The organism is Maribacter sp. UH1, from assembly GCF_056839145.1.
The window spans coordinates 1,584,708-1,608,770 of the sequence record NZ_CM166387.1 but is presented as its reverse complement, the minus strand read 5'-3'; the positions used below and the strand labels follow the sequence as shown (position 1 = coordinate 1,608,770).

Genomic DNA, 24,063 nt, shown 5'->3' with positions numbered 1-24,063 from the left:
ATTTTGTATAAGCTTAATAAAAGCAAACATGTTTACAGTGTAAATATACCAAATATGTAAAATGCATTAATCATTGTATTTTAAAAATAACTAGTTAAGAGGTTGATTTATTTAGAAAAAAGCTCACTTTTGTTTTAAAATCATCAACATTGAAGAATATAGATCAAAAATGGATTTACCTAGTAGTTCTATCGCTTATATGGGGTTCTTCTTTTATATTGATAAAAAGGTCTTTGGTTGGGTATACGCCTCTACAGGTAGGCGGATTAAGAATTGTATTTGCATCGGTACTGTTATTTATATTGGGTTTTAAGTCTTTAAAAACACTTTCAAAAACCGATTGGAAATGGATAACTATAGCAGGGTTATGTAGTTCATTTTTTCCACCATTTTTCTTTGCATTGGCACAAACTGAAATAAGCAGTGGCATTACTTCTATTTTAAATTCTGTAGCACCCTTGTTCACAACTTTGGTGGGGTTGGCACTTTTTGGACTTTCATTAAAGGGAAGGCAGGTTTTAGGGGTTTTAATAGGTCTGTTTGGTACTGTGGTATTAATTGCGGCCGGTATGGAAAATAATGTAAACCAGAATTATTGGTATGCATTGTTCATCATTGTTTCCGCCTTGGGTTATGCCTTCAATATCAATATTATAAAAAAGCATTTATCTCATTTAACCCCCTTGGCTGTAACAACTGCTAGTTTTGGAGTTGCCTTTCTTCCTGCGGTAATAATATTAGTGTATTCTGGAGTGTTTCAGCAATTTGTGGGAAATAGTGCTATGCAAGAGGCAGTGTGGTATATAATGGCGTTGGCTTTTTTAGGTACGGCATTGGCAAATATTCTGTTTAATAAACTGATAAAATTGTCCAGTCCCGTATTTGCGGCTTCTGTTACCTATTTGATACCACTTGTGGCAGTGTTATGGGGCTTTTTGGATGGTGAAAATATTAGCTTTCTTCAGTTGTTAGGTGGGCTAATTATACTGTTTGGGGTATGGCTGGTAAATAGAAAAAAGACGGTAGCTAGGTAGAAATAGTAATATCAACTGTAACAAAATGATTTTTGACTTGTCTTTGTATAGAATTAATCAAAAAAAACGGAAATCATGAAAAAAATATTAGTAGCACTCTTAGCGGTAACAATGACTGTTGGCGCAATTCAGGCTCAGGAAAAATCATTCAACGTAAAATCTTTTGATAAATTAATTGTTAGCCCGCATATAGCGGTTAATCTAGTTGAAGGGGAAGAGGAAAGTGTGGTTATTGAAAATGCAAAAGTTTCTTTAGATAAAATAAATGTTGAGGTAGAGGGCAGAACGCTGCGTTTGTATTTAGATGGTGCTAAAGTGGTGACAAAATCTGAACGCATTTCAACTGATCAATGGCGTGGTAGTAAGTCGCTTTATAATGGCACTATGGCAACTGCAACCGTTACCTATAGAAAGTTGGAAAATCTATCAATAAGAGGGGAAGAGGTAGTGAGATGTAAAAATCTTTTTAATGCCGATGATTTTAAAATGTCTTTATATGGTGAGGCAAAAGTGTACTTTGATTCGGTTTCCATAGATGAATTAACAGTAGCTATCTATGGTAGCAGTTATTTGGAAATAGGAGAAGGTGCTGTGGCTAGACAGGTATTTAGGGCATACGGAGAGAGCGAAGTAAATACAGTAGGTATGATGGCAGATGAGACTAAAATTACAGCCTATGGTGAAAGTAATTTTAGGGTTAATGTAAAAGATAGGTTAAAGGTAACTTGCTACGGAGAAACAAATGTGAATTATATGGGTAGCCCAGAAGTAGATAAAGGATTGATTTTTGGCGAAGCAAGAATAAGAAAAATAGGATAAGCTTAACCTATAAATTAGAAAACAAAAAACCCGCTAATGAGCGGGTTTTTCTTTTTAGATAAAATTTTAGTTATTCAAAATCGGTAGGTGATACACCATCATTTACTTTGATTTCAGAAACTATAAACTCAAAAGATTGAGGGCCTACGGTTTGTAGTATTTTAAAAGGAAATAATATACCAGAAACTTCTTTGTAATCTTCAAAGTTAGAAGTGCTGGCAATTTGTTGCCCCTGCATTTCGGTTATGGTAACCTCTTGTAGTTTAAGTCCGGTTTCGGCATCAAAGAAAGCAGATTTATTTTCTCCAACCTTTAGTTTGTAAGTGTTTTTATCGCCTACCATTTCCATACCTTCTATAACTACAGATTCATCGTTTAGTAATTGAAGTTCAGTGAAAGGAGCAGATTCTTTTTTAATAGCTTTCAATTCTTTTTCTTCAAGATCTTTACGCTGACCTTGCATTACCATATAGCCTTTATCACCGTTTACAACTTGTTTGCTTACGGAATTACCCATCATTTGCACATCTTGCATAAGTTGATTGCTAGATGTTTTTTTAACGTTTAAGTCTAATTTCATTCCTTGCATTTCTGCTGCGGCCATCATGGCTAAGGTATTTACGCTTTCAAGTTTATCTTTTCCACCAATAGCTGTAATATACTTTTCTAGTATGGACTTAGCTGATACATCGGTTGGTACGGCGGCATTGTAATCTGGAGTTTCAACTCTTTCGGCAGTTTTGGAATACGCAAGAACCGGAAGTTTTTTACCTTTAAATTCTACATTCTGAAGATTAGAAAGGATATCACTTCCTTTACCAACTACAATTACTCTGGCGTTATCAACATTGAAATACTTTTTTGCGGCAGCTTCTACGTCTGCTTTGTTAACCTTGTCAAGCTTCTCAAGAAAGGTTTTGTAAAAGTCTTTAGGTAGATTCTCTTTTTCGATATTCAAGGCATATCGCGCAATAGTTTCGGGATCTTCTAGCGCCATTATAAAACTACCGGCATATACGGCTTTGGTATTTTTTAGTTCCTCATCGGTAACAGGTTTAGTGACGATAACATCAAGCTCTTTTAACATTTCAACTACAGAACTATCGGTTACCATATTTCTGACTTCTGCAGATGCACTAAATCTAGATGGACCATATTTGTCGTTGCCAATAGAAGAATAGGCACCGTAAGTATAACCCTTGTCTTCTCTAAGGTTAGAATATAATCTGCTGTCAGCTCCACCGCCCAAAATCTCATTGGCTAAAAGAGCAGCGATATAATCATCGTCCTTCATTTTAAGGTTAACGATATTTTGAACCGTAATTTCTGATTGTACGGCATTTGGCATATCAACAAAATTAATTTGCGTATTAGGTACATTCTTAGGTTGAGAATAAGAGAAACTTGGTGGTACGGCTTTTGTCCAAGAGGTAAAGTAAGTCTCGGTCAATGTTTTCACTTCTTCAAGGTTAACATCGCCAATTACAATCAAGTAGGCATTTGCGGGAACAAAGTAATCTCTGTAAAACTCTTCAACATCACTAAGAGTTACATTGTTTACGGTTTCTTCTGTAGTGAATTCACCATAAGGATGATTTTTACCATAAGCTAATGCTCTTTGAACTCTACTTGAGATGGACGAAACCACTTTCTCTTCGGATTTTAGCCCTGTGATAAGTTTATCTTTTTCCTTGTCAAATTCCTCTTGTGTAAAATTCGGATTAATAGCAGCATCTGCCATAAGCTCCATCATTCTAGGGAAATATTTGGAAAGTGATTGGGCATATGCTCGTTGAGCGCTAAAATAAAGTCTAGCTCCTAAAAAATCTATTTCTTCATTGAATGCTTCTTTGCTAATATTTTTAGAACCTAGCCCTAAAAGACTACCTGTTAAGCTCGCAACACCTGCTTTGTCGCCTTCTAATATTGGCGGATTATCTATAGATAATTGCATGGAAACTCTAGGTAGTTTGTGATTTTCTACCACAAGAACCTTTAATCCGTTATTGAGGTTGAATGATTGTGGAGCTCCTAGATTAATTTCAGGTGCAGGTCCTGGTTTAGGCATAACCGTACGGTCTACCTGTGCTTGTACAGCAATAAAGGAGAATAATGTTAGTAGTAATATATATGTATTTTTCATAGTCATTTTTAGTTTGCAGTATTTTGTTCAGGTAAATATTCTAGAACCAATCTTTGGTTAGGCTTTAAATACTTGTTAGCGACCTCTTTAATTTCTTCTCTGGTAATAGATCTATATACTTCTATTTCCTTGTTGATAAGAGATGTATCACCATAAAGCGCATAATACTCTGCAAGAGATTCTGCTATACCTTCTATGCTAGAATTACTGTTCACAAACTGATTTTCAAACTTGTTCTGTAGTTTTTGATAATCATTTTCAGAAATAAGTTCATTTCTCAATTTCTCTACTTCTGTCTCAATAGAAGAGTTTAATGTGTTTAAACCAGTTTCGCCTACCGGAAGTGCAAAAACGATATACATGCCATAATCTTCTAAGGTTACGGGTATGGCTCCAATTTGTAAAGCCTGTTTTTCTTCGTCTACCATTTTCTTATAAAGTTTAGAAGAAGGTCCGTCAGATAAATAGGTGGAAATCATTTCTAATACTTGGCTATCTCTATTTTTAAGACCGGGAGTTCTATAGGCGATCATAGTAGCCGGTATTTGAATATTAGAGTCGTAAGCTTTTGCATTGATTTCTGATGTGATAGGAGTTTCTTTAGGGAAGGTTCTTGTAAGTTCTGCTCCCTTTGGAATATCTTTAAAATAATCTGATATCAATTTTTTAGCATTTTCTTTCTCAAAATCGCCTGCAATGACCAAAACGGCATTGTTCGGAGCATAGAATTTTTTCTGGAAAGCTATAAATTCATCTAAAGTAGCGGCATCCAAGTCTGCCATTTTGCCGATAACCGTTTCTTTATAAGGATGGTTTTGAAAAAGGTTCTTTTTTATGTTTTCAATGAATTTTCCGTAAGGAGAATTATCAACGCGAAGTCTTTTTTCTTCCTTGACCACTTCATTTTGAGTGTCAACACCTTTTTGATTGATAACAGGGTGAAGCATTCTTTCAGATTCTAGCCAAAGACCTAATTCTAAATTGTTAGATGGAAAAACTTCATAGTAGTATGTTCTATCTTCATTGGTAGTGGCATTACCTGATCCGCCGTTTGCAGATACTATTTTGTCCCATTCTCCTCTTTCGATATTTTCAGTTCCTTCAAAAAGTAAGTGTTCAAAAAAGTGAGCAAAGCCTGTTCTTTGTGGGTCTTCGTCTTTTGATCCTACATGGTAAAATACGGAGATGGAAATAATTGGTGCGGTGTTATCTTGATGTAAAATAACGTGTAAATCGTTTTCAAGGTTGTACTCTTCGTAAGCAACCTCTTGTGCGATTCCGGCAAATCCAATAACGGATAGTGCCGAAACCAGTAGTAATTTCATTTTCATTTAAACTGTTTTAGGTTCGTGTTTAATTGTTCTGTTCTATTAGTGTGCATTCAAATTAAAATGTTACACTCAATTTTAAATTTTGTAAGAACAATCTTCAATATAGGAATTCTTTAACAGTTATTATTTTCATTTATTTTGTTTAATGATTATATTGAATGTCTAAACAAAAAATATTTATTATGAAAAATTATGCCTTACCCCTTAGATTTGGTGTTGCCGCCAGTGGTTCTTTAATTGCTTATTTCTTAATACTATCATTACTTAATTTGCATGTTAATGTCTTCTATAGTCTTTTTAATGCGGTAATTACCGGTTTTGCCATTTTTGAGGCAATCAAATATTATAAGTTAAAAAAGGGTAGTGAATTTAGTTATGCAGGTGGTTTTATGGCAGGTTTGATAACCGGTGGCATAGCAACACTTATTTTTACAATCTTTTTTGCCTTTTATTCTACAGAATTACAGCCGGGTTTTTTAGAAGAATTATCAACAAGATGGGCAAACACGTATAGAAGTTTTGAAGCCATTGTTTTTCTTGTGGTAGCTACTATGGGTTTTACCAGTAGCGTTGTTTTGACCCTTGCATTTATGCAACTATTTAAGACTTCGAACACTAGAATACTAAAGACTGTTTAAAAATCGTAAAAAACACTTGTAAATTCACGATTAAGATCTATATTTGCACCCGCCTATGGAAAAAATCCATCAGGTTTAATCATTACATTTAACAATATGTACGCAATTGTAGAGATGGCAGGGCAGCAGTTTAAAGTTGCAAAAGACCAGAAAGTGTACGTTCACCGTTTACAAGCAGAAGAAGGTAAGAAAGTTACTTTTGACAATGTTCTTCTTTTAGCTGATGGATCGAACGTTACTATCGGCGCCCCGGCTATAGACGGTGCCGCAGTAGAGGCCAAAGTCGTTAAACACCTTAGAGGTGACAAAGTAATCGTTTTTCACAAGAAAAGACGTAAAGGTTACAGAAAGAAAAATGGACATCGTCAGTCTCTTACAGAGATTGTAATCGAATCTATTATTTCTAAAGGAGCAAAGAAAACTGAAACTAAGAAAGCTGAACCAAAGGCTAAAAAAGTTGAGGAAAAAGCAGCTCCTGTAGCACCAAAAGCAAAAGCTAAGAAAGCTGGTGCTAAAGGTGATGATTTGAAAAAAGTTGAAGGTATCGGTCCAAAAATCGCTGAAACTTTGAATAATGCAGGTATTTCTACTTTTGCTGAATTAGCAAAAACAGACGCAGCTAAAATTTCTGAAATTATAGCAGACGTACGTGGAAATCACGTAACTGACACATGGCCAAAGCAAGCTGAATTAGCTGCTGAAGGTAAATGGGACGAGTTACAGAAATGGCAAGACGAATTAGACGGTGGTGTAGCTAAATAAGCTGAACCATTAAAGTATAATAATATTTAAAACCTCAGACAATGGCACATAAGAAAGGTGTAGGTAGTTCGAAAAACGGTAGAGAATCAGAATCGAAACGATTAGGAGTTAAGATTTATGGTGGTCAAGCTGCTATCGCTGGTAACATTATCGTTAGACAGCGTGGAACAAGACACAATCCTGGTGAAAATGTTTACGCAGGAAAAGACCATACATTACACGCACGTGTAGATGGTTTAGTAAAGTTTACAAAAAAAGCTGGTGGAAAATCTTACGTTTCCATTGAGCCTTTTGAAGCATAAGCTTTAAGCAAATTATTTTAAAAAACCTCTTCAGTAATGAAGAGGTTTTTTTGTTACGACAATGTTAACCAAAGGTAAATAACGATAAAAATTGGGGTAATCTTAAAATAGCCTTAAGATTTAGGCAACACAGTTCTGTCTTCAATCTAATTTCTTTGTGGCCAAATAACAACCACTCAGAAAATGAAAAACTCAGTATTTTTTTACCTTTTCTTTCTTGCTCCATTTATTCTTTTGGCACAGTCAGGTAATATTCAAGGTACAGTAACAGATGAAAACGGTCTGTATTTACCAGGTGCTAACGCAATGATTCCTTCCCTTTCAAAAGGGGCGATTACAGATTTTGACGGTAGATTTACCATAGTAGGTATTCCAGAAGGCACTTACAACATAAAGGTCTCTTATTTAGGTTATGCAGATTTATCACAAGAGATAACGGTAGTAGCAAATAAAACTATCAGTGTTAACTTAAGTGTTGAGCCAAAGACTATGGAGTTGGAAGGCGTTGAGGTATCTGCCTATGGATTAAGTGGCCAGTCAAAAGCATTGAACACGCAAAAGACCAATTTAAATATTACCAATGTTGTTTCTACCGATCAAATAGGTAAGTTTCCAGATGCCAATATAGGTGATGCCGTTAAAAGAATACCAGGTATAACCATGCAGGTAGATCAAGGTGAGGCTAGAAATGTAATTGTTCGTGGTCTATCTCCACAATTGAATTCTGTTACTTTAAATGGAAGTAGAATTCCGTCTGCCGAAGGTGATAACAGAAATGTTCAGATGGATTTAATTCCGGCAGATATGATTCAATCTATTGAGGTAAGCAAAGCTGTTACACCAGATATGGATGCAGATGCGCTGGGTGGGTCGGTAAATTTAATTACAAGAACATCGCCGCAAGGTTTTCGACTCTCTGCAACACTTGGTTCAGGTATAAATTTTATTACTGATAAACCAATATTAAACGGCTCGGTTTTGTTGGGTGACCGTAGCAAAAATGACAAGTTTGGATGGATGATTTCTGTTTCGGGTAACGATAATGACTTTGGTTCTGACAACGTTGAAGCAGAATGGACAGATGAATTTGAATATAATACAGGTTTAGAAGATGGTGATGGTGAGGCAATTTTAGAAGAAGTAGATGTTGATCCTTATGTTAATGTATATGAGCAACGAGAATACTTGGTTCAACGTATTAGACGTAGCTTTTCGGCCAATTTAGATTATAAGTTCAATGTTAACAATACAGTGTTTTTAAAAACAATGTATAATTGGAGAGATGATCGTGAAAACAGATTTCGTTTAGAGCATGAAATTTTAGATGGTGAAGATATTGTAGAAGGAGACTTTACAATTACCAACGGCGTGCCTACTAGGTTTCCTGTTGAGGTTAAAAGACAATCTAAAGGTGGTATTGACAGTAATAGAAATAAAAATCGCCGTTTGGAAGATCAACGTATGCAGAATTACAGTTTAGGTGGTAATCATCTTTGGGGTAATCTAAAAGTAGATTGGATGAGCTCTTATGCAAAAGCATCAGAAGAGCGATTAAATGAACGATATGCTGAATTTGAATCAGAATATATTATTAATAATGATGTGTTGAATTCTAGATATCCAAGATTTTCGGCGGCCAACATGGCAGATGAAGATTTAGATAATTTTGAGTATGGAGAGATTACAGAAGAAAATCAGTATACCGAGGAAGAAGATGTAAATGTATTCGTCAATTTTGAAGTTCCTGCAGATATATTTGGACAAGGAGATGGATCTATAAAATTTGGAGCTAGGGGTCGTTTTAAATCAAAATTAAGAGATAATAATTTTTATGAATTTGATCTAGAAGATACTTTTCCAACTTTGGCAACCGTACCGGTTAAAAATTATAGTGATCCAGATTATCTAGCGGGAAGTCAGTATCAAATTGGTTCTTTTGCAAGTGAGGAATGGTTAGGTGCTTTAGATCTGAATATTGCAGAAGGGGAGTTGATCGTAGATGAATTTGCCCCAGGTAATTTCAAGGTAAACGAAGATGTTTTGGCTGGTTATGTTATGCTAAATCAGAAACTATCTGAAAAATTTAGTGCTTTGGTAGGGGTAAGAATAGAAAATACCAAATTGGAATCTAAGGGTAATAGGGTCGTTTATATAGAAGAAGATGAAGATGCGGGTATAGAAGAGGCAATTCTGGTCGAAGAGGTCAATGGTGAAAATTCATATACAAATGTTTTGCCTGGTGTACATTTAAAATATGACGTATCTAAGAATACAATACTCCGTTTTGCATGGACCAACACCTTGGCAAGACCTAATTATCAAGATCTAATTCCAAGGGCAGAAGTCATTAATGAAGATAAAGAGTTGGTCTTGGGGAATGCAGATCTAAATCCGACTACTTCAATAAATTTTGACCTTATGGCCGAACATTATTTTCAAAGTGTAGGTTTAATTTCAGGAGGTATGTTTTACAAAAATATAGATGAGTTTATTTACACATTTATATATGAGGCGCCAGATGATAGTTTGGGTGCAGGTACAGAAGGTTATGATGTTTTTCAGCCTTTAAATGGTGACAGTGCCACACTTTTTGGTTTAGAGTTCGCATTTCAGCGTCAATTAGATTTTCTTCCTGGTTTTGCCAAAAACTTTAGTCTTTATTTAAACTATACTTATTTGTCTTCTTCAGCAGATGGTATACGTAATGAAGATGGTGATGAAAGAGAGGATTTGGACTTGCCCAATACGGCACCGAATATGTTCAATGGATCATTGGGGTATGCAGATAAAAAGTTCAGTGCTAGGCTATCCGCTAATTTTTCTGATAGTTACATTGATGAAATTGGGGGTAATGATTTTGAGGATAGATATTATGATACGCAACTATTTTTAGATTTTAACGCAACATTTCAAATCAATAAGAACCTTAGTGTGTATGCTGATTTGAAGAACATAACCGATCAACCGTTACGCTACTTTCAAGGTGTTAAAGAGCGTACGCAACAAATAGAATTTTATGGGCAGCGTTTTACTTTAGGTTTAAAGTATGATCTTTTTAGAAAATAATATAGCACTTGTATCAATTACTTAAAATGAAAAAAATATCATATTTATTAACCTTGGTTGCTATTTTTAATTCTTGTAACCAAAGTAAGTTGACTAAAATTGCACCAGATGTTATTACTGAATTTACCTTGAATGATACAGATGACCCTGCAATTTGGGTTAATCCTGAAAACGCAGAAAAGAGTATTGTTTTTGGTACTGATAAGAAAACCAACGGAGCTATTTATGCTTTTGATCTAAACGGTAAAATAATAGAAGAGAAAACTATAAGGAATATTAAACGACCGAACAATGTAGATATTGAATATGGTTTTCAGCTGAACGACTCTACTAAAACAGATATTTTGGTTTTTACCGAACGTGAAAAACAGCAAATTAGAATGTTTTCTGTACCAGATATGAAGCCTTTAGATGGTGGCGGTTTTAAGGTTTTTGAAGATGAAACGTTAGAAGAGAATAAATTGCCAATGGGAGTTAGCTTGTATAAGTCTCCTAAAGATGCAAAGGTATATGCTATTGTAGGTAGAAAAACCGGTCCGGCAGATGGTTATCTGTACCAGTATGCTCTAAATGCTGATAGTTTAGGTATAACCTCTAATTATGTTAGAAAATTCGGCAAGTTTAGCGGCGTAAAGGAAATTGAGGCTATTGCTATTGATGATGAAAATGGGTTTGTTTATTTCTCTGATGAAGGTGTCTGTATAAAAAAATACTATGCAGAACCCAGTATGGGAAATAAAGAGATTTCTTGTTTTGGAGGTGAATACTTTAGTGAAGATATTGAAGGTATAGCCATTGCAAGTTACACTGATGGACATGGGTATTTAATAGTATCTAACCAGCAAAAGGGCGAGTTTAACATTTTTGATAGAGAGACTAATGCGTTTATTACAGCTGTAAACCTATCAACTACTGAAACAGATGGTTGTGAGGCGGTAACGGTACCGTTGAACGATATGTTCAAAAACGGACTTTTCGTCGCGATGAACGACGAAAAGAACTTTTACTTTTATGATTTGGGGAAATTAGGTTTACAATAATTTCTCTCCAATCTCAAACCAAGTATTCACACGTTCAAAACCTTCGGTATTTACGTTATGTGGTGAGGTAAACTGTAAACTTCTACCATCAAAATTCTCTAAATTAAAACTTCTGTCGTCTATTAAAACATCTCCTTTTAGAATGTGTTTATGACCACATAAAATTCGATTTTGCCAAGGTAAAAAGGGGAAGTGTTCATCTAGCCATTCACTTTTTTCTTCCAAGGAATTTGGAAACTGCATGGCAGCAGATGCAATATAAACTTCATGTTTGTCCGCAAGTTGAGATAATATTTCTTGGCTACCGGCAATAGGATTTAAATTTCTAAAAAAGCCTCTTCTAGTGGCATGTTTCCGAACACTGTCTTGGTGCGCCTCGGGCACCATACGCCATACTTCTGTGCCAGAACATAAATCTTTGGTTAATTCTCCCTTAAATTCAGCATTGTAAAGTTCTATATGGGCGCCATAGGTATCAGCGATTACCTCATCCATGTCTACAAATATGATCATAGTTTTGTGTTTTAAGCGAAGTACGTAAAATCTTGGTTAAGAGAAAAGAGATAGTTTAAAAGTTGATGTTCTATGAGATATATTTTGAAAAAGGGGATTTGCAAATAAAAAATTATTGGATATTTTTAAGTGATTAATTAAAACTCTTTATGGAAACTAAAAAACTACCTAATTCTACAATTATTTATCTACTGGCCATTCTAAGCTGCTTTATTTGCTGTTTTGGTGGTATTGGTATTATACCTGCAATCATTTCCTATTATTTAGCATCTAAAGCTGAAGGAGTTTATAAAATCAACCCTGATGGTTATAGTAATTTTTCTACGGTAAAGAAAAGTAGAATTATAGCTGTAATAGGTATTGTATTAAATATTATAATAATTGGAATTACTATTTGGACGTTAAGCACCATTGGTTGGGATGCTTGGTCAGAAGAGTTCGTAAGAAAATGGAACGAGGGTTTGGAGAAAGGTATGTAAATTAAAATTACAGTTATTAATGATTTAAGATTGATGATGTAATTTCCTTATAAGAACGGATACCGTTAACAAAATAATTTATAAGAGAAGTTAGAAGGGGCATCTAGCGGTATTTTGCAGGTCTAATTCTAAATAATCATATCATGAAAAAATCAATTATCTGTGTTGCAATGGCGAGTACCTTATTATTCTCTAGTTGCTTAGGTTCTTTTAGTGCTTTCAATAATTTAAAAGATTGGAATCAAGGGTTGTCTGATAGTAAGTTTGTGAACAATCTGGTATTCTGGGGCTTAAATATTATTCCTGTTTATGGATTATTCTTTTTAGGTGATGCTGTAATCTTCAACGTAATCGAGTTTTGGGGAGGTTCTAACCCAATTGCAATGGAAGAAGGGGAGTCAGAGACTCAAATGGTAGAAAGAGACGGTAACACTTTTGAAATGACCGCTACTAAAAACAGAATGCAAGTAACCGTAGTTGACGGTCCTAAAAAAGGAAAGAAAATTGATTTAGTTTATAAACCAAGTGAAAAATCTTGGAACGCAGTAAGACCTAATGGTGAGATTATAAAATTGTCATCTTTTGAAGAAGGTTTTTACATTGTTTATATGCCAAATGGAAAAGAGGTTAAGATTAATCCGCTAAGTTCTAAAGAAGAAGGTTTGGCTCAAATTAAAGAGCAAACAGATTGTTATTATTTAGAGGGTATGTTGGCAGAGAATAACTAATCTAAAGAAAGTATAAAGCATAAAAAAAGTCCTGATAAAAATCAGGACTTTTTTAGTTTCTAAAACCAATGTTTTAGTATCTGTAGTATTCAGGTTTGAAAGGACCTTCTACCGTTACACCAATGTAATCGGCTTGGTAATCTTTCAACTCTGTAAGCTCAGCTCCTAAACGAGATAAGTGAAGTTTTGCAACCTTCTCATCTAAATGCTTAGGTAGCATGTATACTTCATTCTTGTAGTTGGCACTGTTTTTCCAAAGCTCTATTTGAGCTAATGTTTGGTTTGTAAAAGAATTACTCATTACAAAACTAGGGTGCCCAGTTGCACAACCTAAGTTTACCAATCTACCTTCTGCCAAAATGATTAAATCTTTACCGTTGATAGTGTATTTATCAACCTGTGGCTTGATTTCATCTTTGGTATTACCATGATTTTTGTTCAACCATGCCATGTCGATCTCATTGTCAAAATGACCAATATTACAAACAATTGCTTTATCCTTTAGGGCTTCAAAATGTTCAGCTCTAATAATATCTTTATTTCCGGTTGTAGTGATTACAATATCTGCGTTACCTATAACCGTTTCCAGTTTCTTAACTTCAAATCCGTCCATACAAGCCTGTAACGCACAAATTGGGTCAATTTCGGTAACGGTAACGATAGAGCCAGCACCTTTAAAAGAAGCTGCAGTACCTTTACCAACATCACCGTAACCGGCAACAACTACGCGTTTACCTGCAAGCATTGTATCTGTTGCTCTACGTATAGCATCAACAGCACTTTCGCGACATCCGTATTTGTTATCGAATTTGGATTTAGTAACAGAATCGTTAACGTTTATAGCTGGCATAGGTAAAGTTCCTTTCTTTACACGCTCGTATAAACGGTGAACACCTGTTGTAGTTTCTTCAGAAAGACCTTTGATTTCTCCGGCCATTTCTGGGTATTTATCCAAAACCATGTTGGTAAGGTCACCACCATCATCCAAAATCATGTTCAATGGTTTTCTGTCCTCACCAAAGAATAAAGTCTGTTCAATACACCAATCAAACTCCTCTTCGTTCATTCCTTTCCAAGCATAAACAGGTACGCCTGCTGCGGCAATAGCTGCTGCTGCTTGATCTTGAGTGGAAAATATGTTACATGAGCTCCAAGTAACATCGGCGCCAAGAGCGGTCAATGTTTCTATAAGTACAGCAGTTTGTATTGTCATATGTAGACAACCTGCAATACGGGCACCTTTTAAAGGTTGCTCATCTTTATACTCTTCTCTTAACGCCATTAAGCCTGGCATTTCAGCTTCTGCTAATTCAATTTCTTTTCTTCCCCAATCAGCAAGGGAAATATCCTTAACCTTATAAGGCACATACGGAATAGTTTTCGTGCTCATATCTTTATTATTTTATACTTTCGTTTTCTGTGTACAGCAATTTTTAATTCGTGCAAAGGTACGAATAACACTAAGAATCCCATGCCGCTTTACAAAACTATAACAGTAAATGAAGAAACCTCCTTAGCAATTTGGAAGGTTGAAGAGACAGAAGAAAACCTTTGGACGGGTATTGAGCTCACGCCCTATTGTCAAAATCGATTTGACGGAATGAAATCTGAACTTCATCGTAAGGCTTTCTTGAGTATTAGGCATTTGCTTGCTACCTATGGATATACCGATGCCGATTTAATCTATGATGAAAATGGGAAACCCCATTTAAAAGACGGTAATTTTATATCTATTACGCACTCACATAATTTTACGGGTATTATCATAAGTAAAACCGAACATGTAGGTATAGATATTGAAATGCAGCGTGATAAAATTTTAAGAATAGCACATAAGTTTACACCTTTTGAAGAGTATAAAACACTTGCGAATACTGCTGCTGTAGTTAGAAAATTGACTATTGTATGGGGTGCCAAAGAATCACTTTATAAAATTTATGGCCACAGGGGGGTAAGTTTTTTGCACCATATAAATGTTCTAGATTTTAAATTTGATGCTAATAATACCACGGCACAAATTATTTTTCAAGGAAATTTATCGAATTATAAAATACGATTTCTGGAGTTTGAGCAGTTTACTTGTGTATATGCTACAAGAGATAAAGAATAGAATAAATTAAAGACAGCATACTTTATATGGATATATCAGTTGAATTGACCTTTTCGCCGTTACAAGACGATTTTGAGCAGCACATTATAAATTTTATAAAAAAACTGCGTGACTGTGGTTTAACTGTTTTAGAGAACCCGCTAAGTACACAAGTATTTGGTTCGTATGATGAAGTAATGAACGTATTGAATACTGAAATTAAAACAGCATTTGAGCTGATGGACCGCGGACTTTTGTTCATGAAAATAGTTAAATCTGATAGAAGCGACTATGAGCCCCATTTTTGATTATCTCTTTGGTCAATATTCAGATTATGATACTTTAGATATTATCCTGGAGATCGTAGCGGTCATTTTTGGGCTGTTATCGGTGTGGTTTTCCAAACAAAACAAAATTTTAGTGTACCCTACAGGGCTGATAAGTACTTCAATATTTGTCTATCTCCTATTGAAATGGGGTTTATTGGGCGATATGATGATAAATGCCTACTATTTTATAATGAGTTTGTATGGTTGGTATATTTGGACAAGAAAAGTAGATGCAGAACATTACACGCCAATTACCAGAGTAACCAAAAAGGAAAATATTACCTCGGTCATCATATTTATAAGTACTATCATCTTTGTTTTTACCGTGTATCAAGTTTTTGATAAATGGAATAGTTGGACTGCTTATGTTGATACCATAACAACAGCTATATTTTTTGTGGGTATGTGGTTGATGGCCAAGAGGAAAGTAGAAAATTGGATATATTGGATCATTGGAGATTTAATATCTATTCCATTATACTTTTATAAAGGATTTACGTTTACTAGTTTTCAATATCTCATTTTTACAATATTGGCCTTTTACGGGTATAATGCATGGAAGAAAAATATAAGCAAGAACCTTCAGATGTCTTAAAAGTGGTCCTTTTTGGTCCAGAATCTACAGGTAAGACAACCTTATCAGAACAGTTGGCAAGGCATTACCATACCGTTTGGGTACCAGAATATGCAAGAGATTATCTTCAAGATAAATGGAACAATGAGCGTAAAACTTGCGAACCTCATGATCTGTTACCTATTGCCGAAGGGCAAATGCGCTTAGAAAATAAGTTGTCTAAAAAGGCTACGGATATTCTCATTTGCGATACAGATCTGTTGGAAACCAAAGTATATTCAGAAGCATATTATATTGGGGAATGTGATCCTGTATTAGAAAAATATGCGCTTGAGAATTCTTATGATCTTTATTTGCTGACTTATATAGATATTCCTTGGGAAGCTGATGATTTAAGGGATAAGCCAAATGAAAGAGAACAAATGTTCAATTATTTTAAAGATACTTTAGAAAAATACGGCAAAAAATTTATTACCTTGAAGGGGAACAAAAAACAACGTTTAGAAAAAGCCATTAACCATATAGATACCTTATTAAATAAATGATTGAACTTACAGATAAAGATTTAAAACAATTAGAGCAAAAGGGAATTTCTAAAGAGCAAATGTTGATTCACATCAACACTTTTAAAGAAGGTATACCTTTTGTAAAATTAGAGAATGCTGCCGTAATAGGTAATGGTATTCTTAAATTTTCTGATGCAGAAGAGCAAGAGCTCATTGCATTTTATGATTCGAAATTAAAAGACTTAGATATATTAAAGTTTGTGCCGGCTTCTGGTGCGGCATCAAGAATGTTTAAAGCATTATTTAGTTTTTTAGGTGCTTATAATCCTGCTGAGGAAACTCTAGACGCATATTTGACAAGAACTAATGATAAAGATATTAAGAAGTTCTCTGAAGGATTAGAGCGTTTTCCGTTTTATCAGAAAGTTATGGATAGATTAAATTTAAAATCTGATGCTCAAGGAGAAAAGGTTTTTAGTTTTATCTCTGAACTTTTAGGCGAGAATGCACTGAACTATGGTTTTTATCCGAAGGGATTATTGCCATTTCATAAGTACGAATCTTCTGCAGCTACACCATTTGAAGAACATTTAAAGGAAGGTGCATTATATGCAGGTTCTAACGGAAAGGCAAATTTACATTTTACAATCTCTGAGCAGCATGAAGAAATGTTTGGGGAAGAGTTTAAAGCCTCTGGACCAAAAGTTTCTGCTGACACTGGTATAACTTATAATGTAGATTACTCATTTCAAAAACCTTCTACAGATACCTTGGCCGTAGATATGGACAATAATCCATTTAGAAATGAAGATGGCTCTGTGTTGTTTAGACCAGGAGGTCACGGCGCATTGATCCAGAATTTAAACGAACAAGACGCCGATATTGTTTTTATCAAAAATATAGACAACGTTGCCGTAATGAAAGATGCCAAGGCAGTTGCGGATAGTAAAAAGGTTTTGGCAGGTGTACTTTTAAAAGAGCAGGAAAAAGCTTTTGAATATGCTGCGTTGCTAGATAAGGGGAATGTAGATGATACACAGATTGAAGAAATCAGAAACTTTTTGGTTACAAACTTGAACGTTCGTTTCTCAGATGATTTTGATACCAAATCCAACAGTGAAAAAGTAGCTGTACTAAAAGATAAAATCAACAGACCTATTCGTATTTGCGGTATGGTTAAGAATGAAGGTGAACCAGGTGGTGGTCCGTTTTGGGTAACTAATGGTAAAGGGGAAGTTTCTTTACAAATTATAGAGTCTGCCCAAATAGATATGGATAATTCACAACAAGCGGATCTTCTTAAAAATTCTACACATTTTAATCCGGTAGATTTAGTATGTGCTGTTCGTAATTATAAAGGTGAGAAATATGACCTATTAAAATTTGTTGATGAAAAGCAAGGTTTTATTACAGGCAAAACTAAAGATGGTAAAGAATTAAAAGCTCTTGAGCTACCTGGTTTATGGAATGGTGCAATGGCTTTTTGGAATACCATTTTTGTAGAAGTGCCCTTAGTGACCTTTAATCCTGTAAAAAGTGTAGTAGATCTTTTAAAAGATTCGCATCAGGCTTAAATAATAATATAGAGTATCGTATAAAAAAGTGTGTAGTTTCTACACACTTTTTTTATTTACGCACATTTTTACCCAATATTCTTAAAACGATTATTTGGTTTATATATCTGACAATCAATGATATGTAATTAAACAGGATGTCGTATTTCGTGTTGGCACAATTATTCTAATATACCTTTCAAGAATGTTTAATTTAAATATAAGAAAGATGAAAAAAATAGTATTTGCCACAGCTTTAGCCATAGGTAGTTTAACAATAGGTACTGCCGCAACTCCAATTATATTTCACGATGGTATAATGGAAGAAATCTTTTTACAAGATTATACAGAAGTAGCTGCTTCTGATTTACCAACACCAATTGTAAATGCTTTAGCAACAGATTATGAAGGTGCAATGTTGAATAAAGCATACGTTGATGATGAAAATAAATACAAATTAGAAATTACTTCACAAGATGGTGCTTCTTCAGTGCTTTATGCAGATGCAGAAGGTAACTGGTTAGAAATGTAAGGATTAGAAGTTTGAGTTAGTTGTTTGTAAAAAGCTGCCTAGGCAGCTTTTTTATGTTTAAAATTTTAAAATTTCATTAAAAGATAATCCATATGTAAGATTACTCCGTAAGTATTTTAAGATTTAGAGTTATTAACGATTAAAATTATTAGCATGAAAAATTACGCATTACTAGTATTCTTGACTTTCGGAATCATGTTTAACGCATCAGCAAATACTAGTTCAGATATAATTGAAACAGAAGTTGTAGTCAAAATAGCCGATGAATACGTAAAAATTAAATCGAGCGAATTAACACCACCGGTAATTGAAGAAATATTAAAGCAATACCCAACCTCTAAACTTGGTGGAGCTTTTAAAAATGATAAAGGAGAATTCAAATTAATAATGGTGCTTAAAAGCGGTACAAGAAAGACCGTATATATAGACCAGCATGGTAATTGGATCAATAAGAGATAGTCCATTTTACGGATAGAAATAAAAAAAAACTGCTAAATGCGGTTTTTTTTTATTTAAAATGTGACCTATCAAATAATGTTGTGTCTAAATAAGTGAAGCAAGTTATGAAACAATGGTCACATTAGTATTTATTTTAGTCTTAAGCACAGTTTTGATTTTTTCATTAGGGGTCATATCAAAATTATGTTTAGAGAAATAAATAATTAAAATATCACTTTCGCGTAAACACTAACCGTTAACTATGAAAGTGCCACCAAATAATTGTATTTGAAATAATCCCCCGGATTAGCATTACCAATATTAGTTGTTGTTGAATTGATTGAGGTGTTGATTTAAAATTTTAAGACAAGAGTTTGATAGGTGGTTTGAGGGGGGCTGCAATTTGCAGCTCCTTTTTTTTGTCTTCATTTGAATTTTAAGGACGACTTTATAATTGGCTTATTGAGTAAAAATTACACAGTGGTTTATATGGGGTACAAGTTTACCCAGTTACCGGAATGATGGTAAAATTATAATTGGCTGATAATCAGTTGTAATAGTATATTCTTTTTTTGTGGCACTCTTTTTTCTTTGTTAATAGTATTGATATGTATTATTAACTTAAATATAGAAAATATGAGAACTTTATTTTTATTAGGAGCAATGACATTAGGAGGTTTTGCAATAAATGCACAAGATGCAGCGGTTTCAGAAAATGGAATACAGCACAACCAAGTAAATGAGATTTCAATAGCAACAGAAGATTTTGAAGAAATCTCGGTTGCAGAAGTACCACAAGCAGTAACAGATGCAGTATCAAAGAATTTTCCAACGGCAAATTTAGATAAGGCATACACAAATGAAAAGAAACAATATAAGCTAGTATTATCTCTTGAAGATGGCACACAAGGTACGGTGTATGCAGATGAAGAAGGTAATTGGATAGATATGTAATTATAGAGAAACTTGTTTGTTCAAGTTGGTTTGGTCAGGAAAGGATAGCTAAAGGCTATTCTTTCCTTTTTTTATGCCTTTTTTTAAATGTTTGAACAAAAGCTTTATGATAATTTTAAAATACAAGTAGTCGGCATATGGTATTTTTACGTAGATACTAAGAACACCAAACTGACTATGACTAAAATTCTAATTATTGAAGATGATACTTCATTTGCTCAAATGCTTCAAAAATTTTTGGCTAGAAATAGTTATGATGTAGTATTAAGTCATACTGGGTTAGATGGTGAAAAACAGCTAAAAGAACAAAATTTTAATTTGGTAATTACCGATTTGCGTCTGCCGGATTATGATGGCATTAAATTGGTGTCTGAATTAAAAGGAAAGATTCCGGTAATAGTTATGACCGGTTATGCAGAAGTGTCTACGGCTGTAAAGGCTATGAAGATGGGTGCATATGATTATATTTCCAAACCATTTACGCCTGACCAAATGTTGACGGTTATTGATGGGGCGTTGAATTCAAAACCTGCAGCTGTAAAAGAGACTTCCAAAGAAGAACCTGAAAACTCTAAGGCTAAAGTAGCTAACAAAGAGAGTGAAGCTAGTTCAAAGGAATTGATTCTTACAAGTGATGCAACTCAAAAATTAGAAGAACATATTGTCTTGGTCGCACCTACGGATATGTCAGTTTTGATCATAGGAGAAAGTGGTACAGGTAAAGAGGTTACTGCAAAAGCCATTCATCAAAAAAGTACAAGAAATAAAAAGCCATTTATAGCGCTTGATTGTGGGGCAATACCTAAAGAATTAGCGGCAAGTGAGTTTTTTGGACATTTAAAAGGAAGTTTTACCGGTGCAGTTGCTGATAAAATAGGGAGTTTTGAAGCTGCTAATGGCGGAACATTGTTTTTAGATGAGGTAGGTAATCTTTCCTATGAGAATCAAATTCAGTTGTTAAGAGCCTTACAAGAGCGAAAAATTAAAAGAATAGGTAGTAATACTGAAATACAGGTTGATGTTAGAATATTATCAGCTACCAATGAAGATTTAAAGTCTGCGGTTGAGAACGGTACTTTTCGTGAAGATCTGTATCATAGATTAAATGAATTTTCTTTGCAAATTCCCGCTTTAAAAAACAGACACGGAGATTTGCTGGTATTAGCTTCTCATTTTCTAAAAAAGTTCAATGCAAAGTTGAACAAACAAATAGTTGATTTTTCTGATGAGGTTTGGGATATTTTCAATGCGTATCATTGGCCTGGTAATATTCGTGAATTACAGAATGTAATTCAGCGCGCAGTATTGTTATCAACTACAGATAAAGTAGAAGCAAAAGTTTTACCGTCAGAGTTGATGAGTCCTGTTTTAGAAACCGCAGCACTAGGGAGCCTTTCAAAAGCAGAATTCGAAAAAGAACAAATTGTAAACGCTTTAAAACGTACTAATTATAATAAATCCAAGGCAGCCAAATTACTCCAGGTAACTCGCAAAACGCTATACAATAGAATCAACCATTATGATTTGGATCTGTAGCTGTTTGTTGTGAAAGTACATCAATTAAAAATTCAATCTCACGCTGCACTTCTTGAAATTTTCTTTTTAATTTTTGACTGCTAATTTCATCGCTCTTTAATACTTCAAAAGTTTCTAAAACGGGAATGGCATTATGCACTTCTAATTGACGAAACATGGGTAACATTTTATGTGCTGTTTTGTTTAGTAGCTCAAAATCATTATCGGTAACGGCGGTTCGAAGTTGAAGGAGGTTTTCTGTGGTGTCTTTTTTAAAAATCAGCAATACCTCGTCAATAGCATTTTGGTCATCACCTAAAAACATTTTTATATTAGTTAGGCTAAATGGCTTGTCGTTGTTTTCCTTACTAAAAATAATGGTACTTGGAGCCTCGGTGTTATTGTTAAATAATGTATTTAGTTTTTGTAATAAGTCGGTCTTTGAAAACGGCTTGCGTAAGAGGCTTGTAAATCCTTTTTCGGTGAAATGTTGTAATGATAGGTCTCGTCTTCCTGTCATTGCCAAGATGGGTTGTTTTTTATAATTTTTGAATGTTCCAGATTTTAATTTGTTTGCAATTTCATAGCCGGTAACGGTAGGCATTTCTATATCGGTCAAAACCACATCAAAGTGGAAATCTTCTTCAGATGTAAAAGCATTAAAATCTGAAAATAGTCGGGCTTCAATTCCCTCAGATTTTAGAATTTCACCAATAAGTTTTAAGAGAGATGCATCATCATCGAATACAATAATTTTTAAATCTTCTAATGCTATAATTGATTGTTTTTCATCTTCAGAATCTTCTCCCAATTCAATAGGTATTTCAAGCGTGAACGTACTGCCTATATTTATTTCGCTTTCTAACCATATGAAACCTTCAAGTAATTCAGTGAGTTTTTTGGTAATGGTAAGTCCTAATCCGTATCCACCATATTTCTTATCGGTATCGTTCTCAGCTTGTGTAAATTCTTTGAAAATCAGTTCTTGTTTCTCTTTAGAAATCCCTATTCCCGTATCTTCTATTTGTAGTTTAAGAGTTTTATTGTTTAATATAGTTCCGGTCAATGTGATAGTGCCTTTATCTGTGAATTTATAAGCATTTCCTAAAAGATTCGATATTATTTGTCGTAGACGAAAAGCATCTGAAATAATAGGCTGTGTTAAAGAATCATCCAATTTTAAAATCATCTCAATATTCTTGTTTTGGTATTGAGAAGCAATATTTTTAGAGCTTTCTTGTATTAATTCATCAATCCTAAAAGTAGAATGCTTAGCAACCATTTTTCCGGCTTCTAACTGGGAGAAATCCAGTAAATCATTTACAAGGTTATTGACATAGGTAGTAGCAGATTTAATATGGGTAATATGTTCTTTGTGGTACTTACTGTTATCGCTTTCTTCTATAATATTGGCATAGCCGCTTATGGTGTTTAATGGAGTGCGTAAGTCATGACTTACGGTAGCGATCAATTGCTCTCTACTTTTTAAGAGCGATTCTGAATATGCCTTTTCCTTTTCAAGTTTTTCTCTATAAATGTTGGCTTTCCAAAAATCTCTATTAAGAATAAAAGTAAAAATTCCCACTACAAGAAAACCAAGAATTGCGGCGATAACGGCTAGGCGAATACTTCGTTTAAATAGCGATTCCTGTTTAATGGAATTTGCTAGACTATTCATAATAATCTCTTGCTCAAAAGAAGAAAGCATAGTGCGCAATTGCTGCGATAGCTCAACATCTGTTCTGTTGATAGTTGTTTCTCTAATGGCTAAAGAATTTTCATTTATTGTGTTTTCTTGTTGAACATCTTTTAATAGGTTTTTAGATACCTGAACAACACTGTCCATTGTTTGTGCATTCTGTTGCGGATCGCCATCTGCGGGTACATTTGCATTTAAATAATCTGCTACTTTTTTTATAGCACTTTGTGCTTTTGGCGAAAGCTCGTCCAAGTTTGGGGCTAAACCTTCCGGTTTAATAATACCCAAAGATTCTTCAAGCTTGTCAAATTCTTTAAGTGCAGAGTTTATAGCGGTGCCTGTTTGGTCTTTAAGTCTAATAGAACGTAAGGCATTAATATTGGTCACCTTTTTGGTTAGTAAAGAGCTAAGGCTATCTAGAAGCATGCGTTGATGATTGCTTTCCGTAAGTGTTTTTAATTCTTCAATATTGGTGTAGAGAGAGTCTATTTTATTCTCATAAGCGGTAAAATTGATTTTGCTTTTGGTTTGCAAGGCAAGCTTTGAAAGACTTTCCGCTTCATATAATTGCGCCAGAAAAGAGTTGGTTTTTAGCAGTTTATTGTCTTTTTCCGTTGTTTGTTCAGTTGCTATATACTCTTTTACTTCATTGTAGATATAATAAGAGGCAATGACCCCTAGAATAATTAGGAGTAGATAACTAATAGTAATCTTAAGGGTGAATCTATTTTTTTTTGAATTCATAAAGTTTCGTTGCTGGCAGTATAAATACGTTAAAACTGCAAGAAGAAGTTCTAAAATGATGTTAATTAAACAAGTTGTTATTTTTTTAAATTTCTTTATGACAGTTTAAATAACTGCATTACATTTGCCGCATCTCAAAGGGGTGCCTAGTTCTAGTTTTAGAACAAAGCTGAGATTATACCCAAAGAACCTGGGCAGGTAATGCTGCCAAGGGAAAGTCTAAAAAATTTAAAACAATTTTTTAGAATAAGATGTAGTATGATTTTTTTGTTCAT

23 protein-coding genes are annotated in these 24,063 nt (G+C 34.4%); 18 read left to right on the top strand and 5 right to left on the bottom strand.

Features of this window, described 5'->3' with window-relative positions:
• Positions 1 to 149: 149 nt before the first annotated feature.
• Positions 150 to 1,034, top strand: a complete 885-nt coding sequence (locus tag UH1x_RS07010) for a DMT family transporter (RefSeq protein ID WP_482625925.1) — start codon at positions 150 to 152, stop codon at positions 1,032 to 1,034.
• Positions 1,035 to 1,109: 75 nt separating this feature from the next.
• On the top strand, positions 1,110 to 1,853 hold the full coding sequence (locus UH1x_RS07005) for a head GIN domain-containing protein (RefSeq protein ID WP_482625924.1): 744 nt from the start codon (positions 1,110 to 1,112) through the stop codon (positions 1,851 to 1,853).
• A gap of 70 nt (positions 1,854 to 1,923) precedes the next feature.
• Here the strand turns inward: UH1x_RS07005 and UH1x_RS07000 are convergent, their stop codons facing one another.
• Positions 1,924 to 3,996 (bottom strand): M16 family metallopeptidase, encoded by a 2,073-nt coding sequence (locus tag UH1x_RS07000; protein ID WP_482625923.1) that lies wholly within the window; start codon positions 3,994 to 3,996, stop codon positions 1,924 to 1,926.
• An 8-nt stretch (positions 3,997 to 4,004) separates the two neighbouring features.
• On the bottom strand, positions 4,005 to 5,327 hold the full coding sequence (locus tag UH1x_RS06995) for a M16 family metallopeptidase (RefSeq protein ID WP_482625922.1): 1,323 nt from the start codon (positions 5,325 to 5,327) through the stop codon (positions 4,005 to 4,007).
• Positions 5,328 to 5,509: 182 nt separating this feature from the next.
• Between UH1x_RS06995 and UH1x_RS06990 the strand changes: the two genes are divergently transcribed.
• The 5 genes from UH1x_RS06990 to UH1x_RS06970 all read left to right on the top strand — a co-directional run bounded on the left by UH1x_RS06990 (position 5,510) and on the right by UH1x_RS06970 (position 11,135).
• Positions 5,510 to 5,965, top strand: a complete 456-nt coding sequence (locus UH1x_RS06990) for a DUF4199 domain-containing protein (protein ID WP_482625921.1) — start codon at positions 5,510 to 5,512, stop codon at positions 5,963 to 5,965.
• A gap of 96 nt (positions 5,966 to 6,061) precedes the next feature.
• Positions 6,062 to 6,727, top strand: coding sequence for a 50S ribosomal protein L21 (gene rplU, locus UH1x_RS06985; RefSeq protein ID WP_482625920.1), 666 nt, complete (start codon positions 6,062 to 6,064; stop codon positions 6,725 to 6,727).
• Positions 6,728 to 6,768: 41 nt separating this feature from the next.
• The gene (gene rpmA, locus UH1x_RS06980) at positions 6,769 to 7,029 is read left to right on the top strand and encodes a 50S ribosomal protein L27 (protein ID WP_036157145.1); all 261 of its coding nucleotides are present in this window, start codon (positions 6,769 to 6,771) and stop codon (positions 7,027 to 7,029) included.
• A 183-nt stretch (positions 7,030 to 7,212) separates the two neighbouring features.
• Entirely contained in the window at positions 7,213 to 10,095 is a 2,883-nt protein-coding gene (locus UH1x_RS06975; RefSeq protein ID WP_482625919.1) for a TonB-dependent receptor, read from the top strand.
• Between the two features lie 26 nt (positions 10,096 to 10,121).
• Positions 10,122 to 11,135, top strand: coding sequence for a phytase (locus tag UH1x_RS06970; RefSeq protein WP_482625918.1), 1,014 nt, complete (start codon positions 10,122 to 10,124; stop codon positions 11,133 to 11,135).
• Here UH1x_RS06970 and UH1x_RS06965 read toward each other — a convergent pair.
• Positions 11,127 to 11,648, bottom strand: coding sequence for a 5' nucleotidase, NT5C type (locus UH1x_RS06965; protein WP_482625917.1), 522 nt, complete (start codon positions 11,646 to 11,648; stop codon positions 11,127 to 11,129). The genes UH1x_RS06970 and UH1x_RS06965 overlap by 9 nt on opposite strands.
• 149 nt (positions 11,649 to 11,797) lie before the next feature.
• Here UH1x_RS06965 and UH1x_RS06960 point away from each other — a divergent pair, with 149 nt between their 5' ends.
• Both UH1x_RS06960 and UH1x_RS06955 read left to right on the top strand, forming a co-directional pair.
• Positions 11,798 to 12,127, top strand: a complete 330-nt coding sequence (locus tag UH1x_RS06960) for a CCC motif membrane protein (RefSeq protein WP_482625916.1) — start codon at positions 11,798 to 11,800, stop codon at positions 12,125 to 12,127.
• Positions 12,128 to 12,270: 143 nt separating this feature from the next.
• The gene (locus UH1x_RS06955; RefSeq protein ID WP_482625915.1) at positions 12,271 to 12,855 is read left to right on the top strand and encodes a DUF3332 domain-containing protein; all 585 of its coding nucleotides are present in this window, start codon (positions 12,271 to 12,273) and stop codon (positions 12,853 to 12,855) included.
• 73 nt (positions 12,856 to 12,928) lie between these two features.
• Here the strand turns inward: UH1x_RS06955 and ahcY are convergent, their stop codons facing one another.
• On the bottom strand, positions 12,929 to 14,245 hold the full coding sequence (gene ahcY / locus UH1x_RS06950; RefSeq protein WP_482625914.1) for an adenosylhomocysteinase: 1,317 nt from the start codon (positions 14,243 to 14,245) through the stop codon (positions 12,929 to 12,931).
• A gap of 81 nt (positions 14,246 to 14,326) precedes the next feature.
• Here ahcY and UH1x_RS06945 point away from each other — a divergent pair, with 81 nt between their 5' ends.
• The 9 genes from UH1x_RS06945 to UH1x_RS06905 all read left to right on the top strand — a co-directional run bounded on the left by UH1x_RS06945 (position 14,327) and on the right by UH1x_RS06905 (position 21,366).
• Entirely contained in the window at positions 14,327 to 14,965 is a 639-nt protein-coding gene (locus UH1x_RS06945; protein WP_482625913.1) for a 4'-phosphopantetheinyl transferase family protein, read from the top strand.
• 26 nt (positions 14,966 to 14,991) lie between these two features.
• Positions 14,992 to 15,252, top strand: coding sequence for a hypothetical protein (locus UH1x_RS06940; protein WP_036157129.1), 261 nt, complete (start codon positions 14,992 to 14,994; stop codon positions 15,250 to 15,252).
• Positions 15,236 to 15,868, top strand: coding sequence for a nicotinamide riboside transporter PnuC (gene pnuC / locus UH1x_RS06935; RefSeq protein WP_482625912.1), 633 nt, complete (start codon positions 15,236 to 15,238; stop codon positions 15,866 to 15,868). The genes UH1x_RS06940 and pnuC overlap by 17 nt, the downstream gene beginning before the upstream one ends.
• Positions 15,829 to 16,392 carry an AAA family ATPase gene (locus UH1x_RS06930; RefSeq protein WP_482625911.1) on the top strand — a complete coding sequence of 188 codons (564 nt, stop codon included), beginning with the start codon at positions 15,829 to 15,831 and terminating at the stop codon, positions 16,390 to 16,392. Before pnuC ends, UH1x_RS06930 begins: the two co-directional genes overlap by 40 nt.
• Positions 16,389 to 17,927, top strand: coding sequence for a DUF4301 family protein (locus tag UH1x_RS06925; RefSeq protein ID WP_482625910.1), 1,539 nt, complete (start codon positions 16,389 to 16,391; stop codon positions 17,925 to 17,927). The genes UH1x_RS06930 and UH1x_RS06925 overlap by 4 nt, the downstream gene beginning before the upstream one ends.
• A 208-nt stretch (positions 17,928 to 18,135) precedes the next feature.
• Positions 18,136 to 18,438 (top strand): hypothetical protein, encoded by a 303-nt coding sequence (locus UH1x_RS06920; RefSeq protein ID WP_482625909.1) that lies wholly within the window; start codon positions 18,136 to 18,138, stop codon positions 18,436 to 18,438.
• A 153-nt stretch (positions 18,439 to 18,591) separates the two neighbouring features.
• A complete protein-coding gene (locus UH1x_RS06915; protein ID WP_482625908.1) occupies positions 18,592 to 18,897 on the top strand; it encodes a hypothetical protein in 306 nt (101 codons plus the stop codon).
• A 615-nt stretch (positions 18,898 to 19,512) separates the two neighbouring features.
• Positions 19,513 to 19,830 (top strand): hypothetical protein, encoded by a 318-nt coding sequence (locus tag UH1x_RS06910; RefSeq protein WP_482625907.1) that lies wholly within the window; start codon positions 19,513 to 19,515, stop codon positions 19,828 to 19,830.
• A 177-nt stretch (positions 19,831 to 20,007) separates the two neighbouring features.
• Positions 20,008 to 21,366: a sigma-54-dependent transcriptional regulator gene (locus tag UH1x_RS06905; protein ID WP_482625906.1), complete on the top strand. Its 1,359-nt coding sequence runs from the start codon at positions 20,008 to 20,010 to the stop codon at positions 21,364 to 21,366.
• Here UH1x_RS06905 and UH1x_RS06900 read toward each other — a convergent pair.
• Positions 21,341 to 23,788, bottom strand: coding sequence for a hybrid sensor histidine kinase/response regulator (locus tag UH1x_RS06900; protein WP_482625905.1), 2,448 nt, complete (start codon positions 23,786 to 23,788; stop codon positions 21,341 to 21,343). The genes UH1x_RS06905 and UH1x_RS06900 overlap by 26 nt on opposite strands.
• Between the last annotated feature and the right edge of the window lie 275 nt (positions 23,789 to 24,063).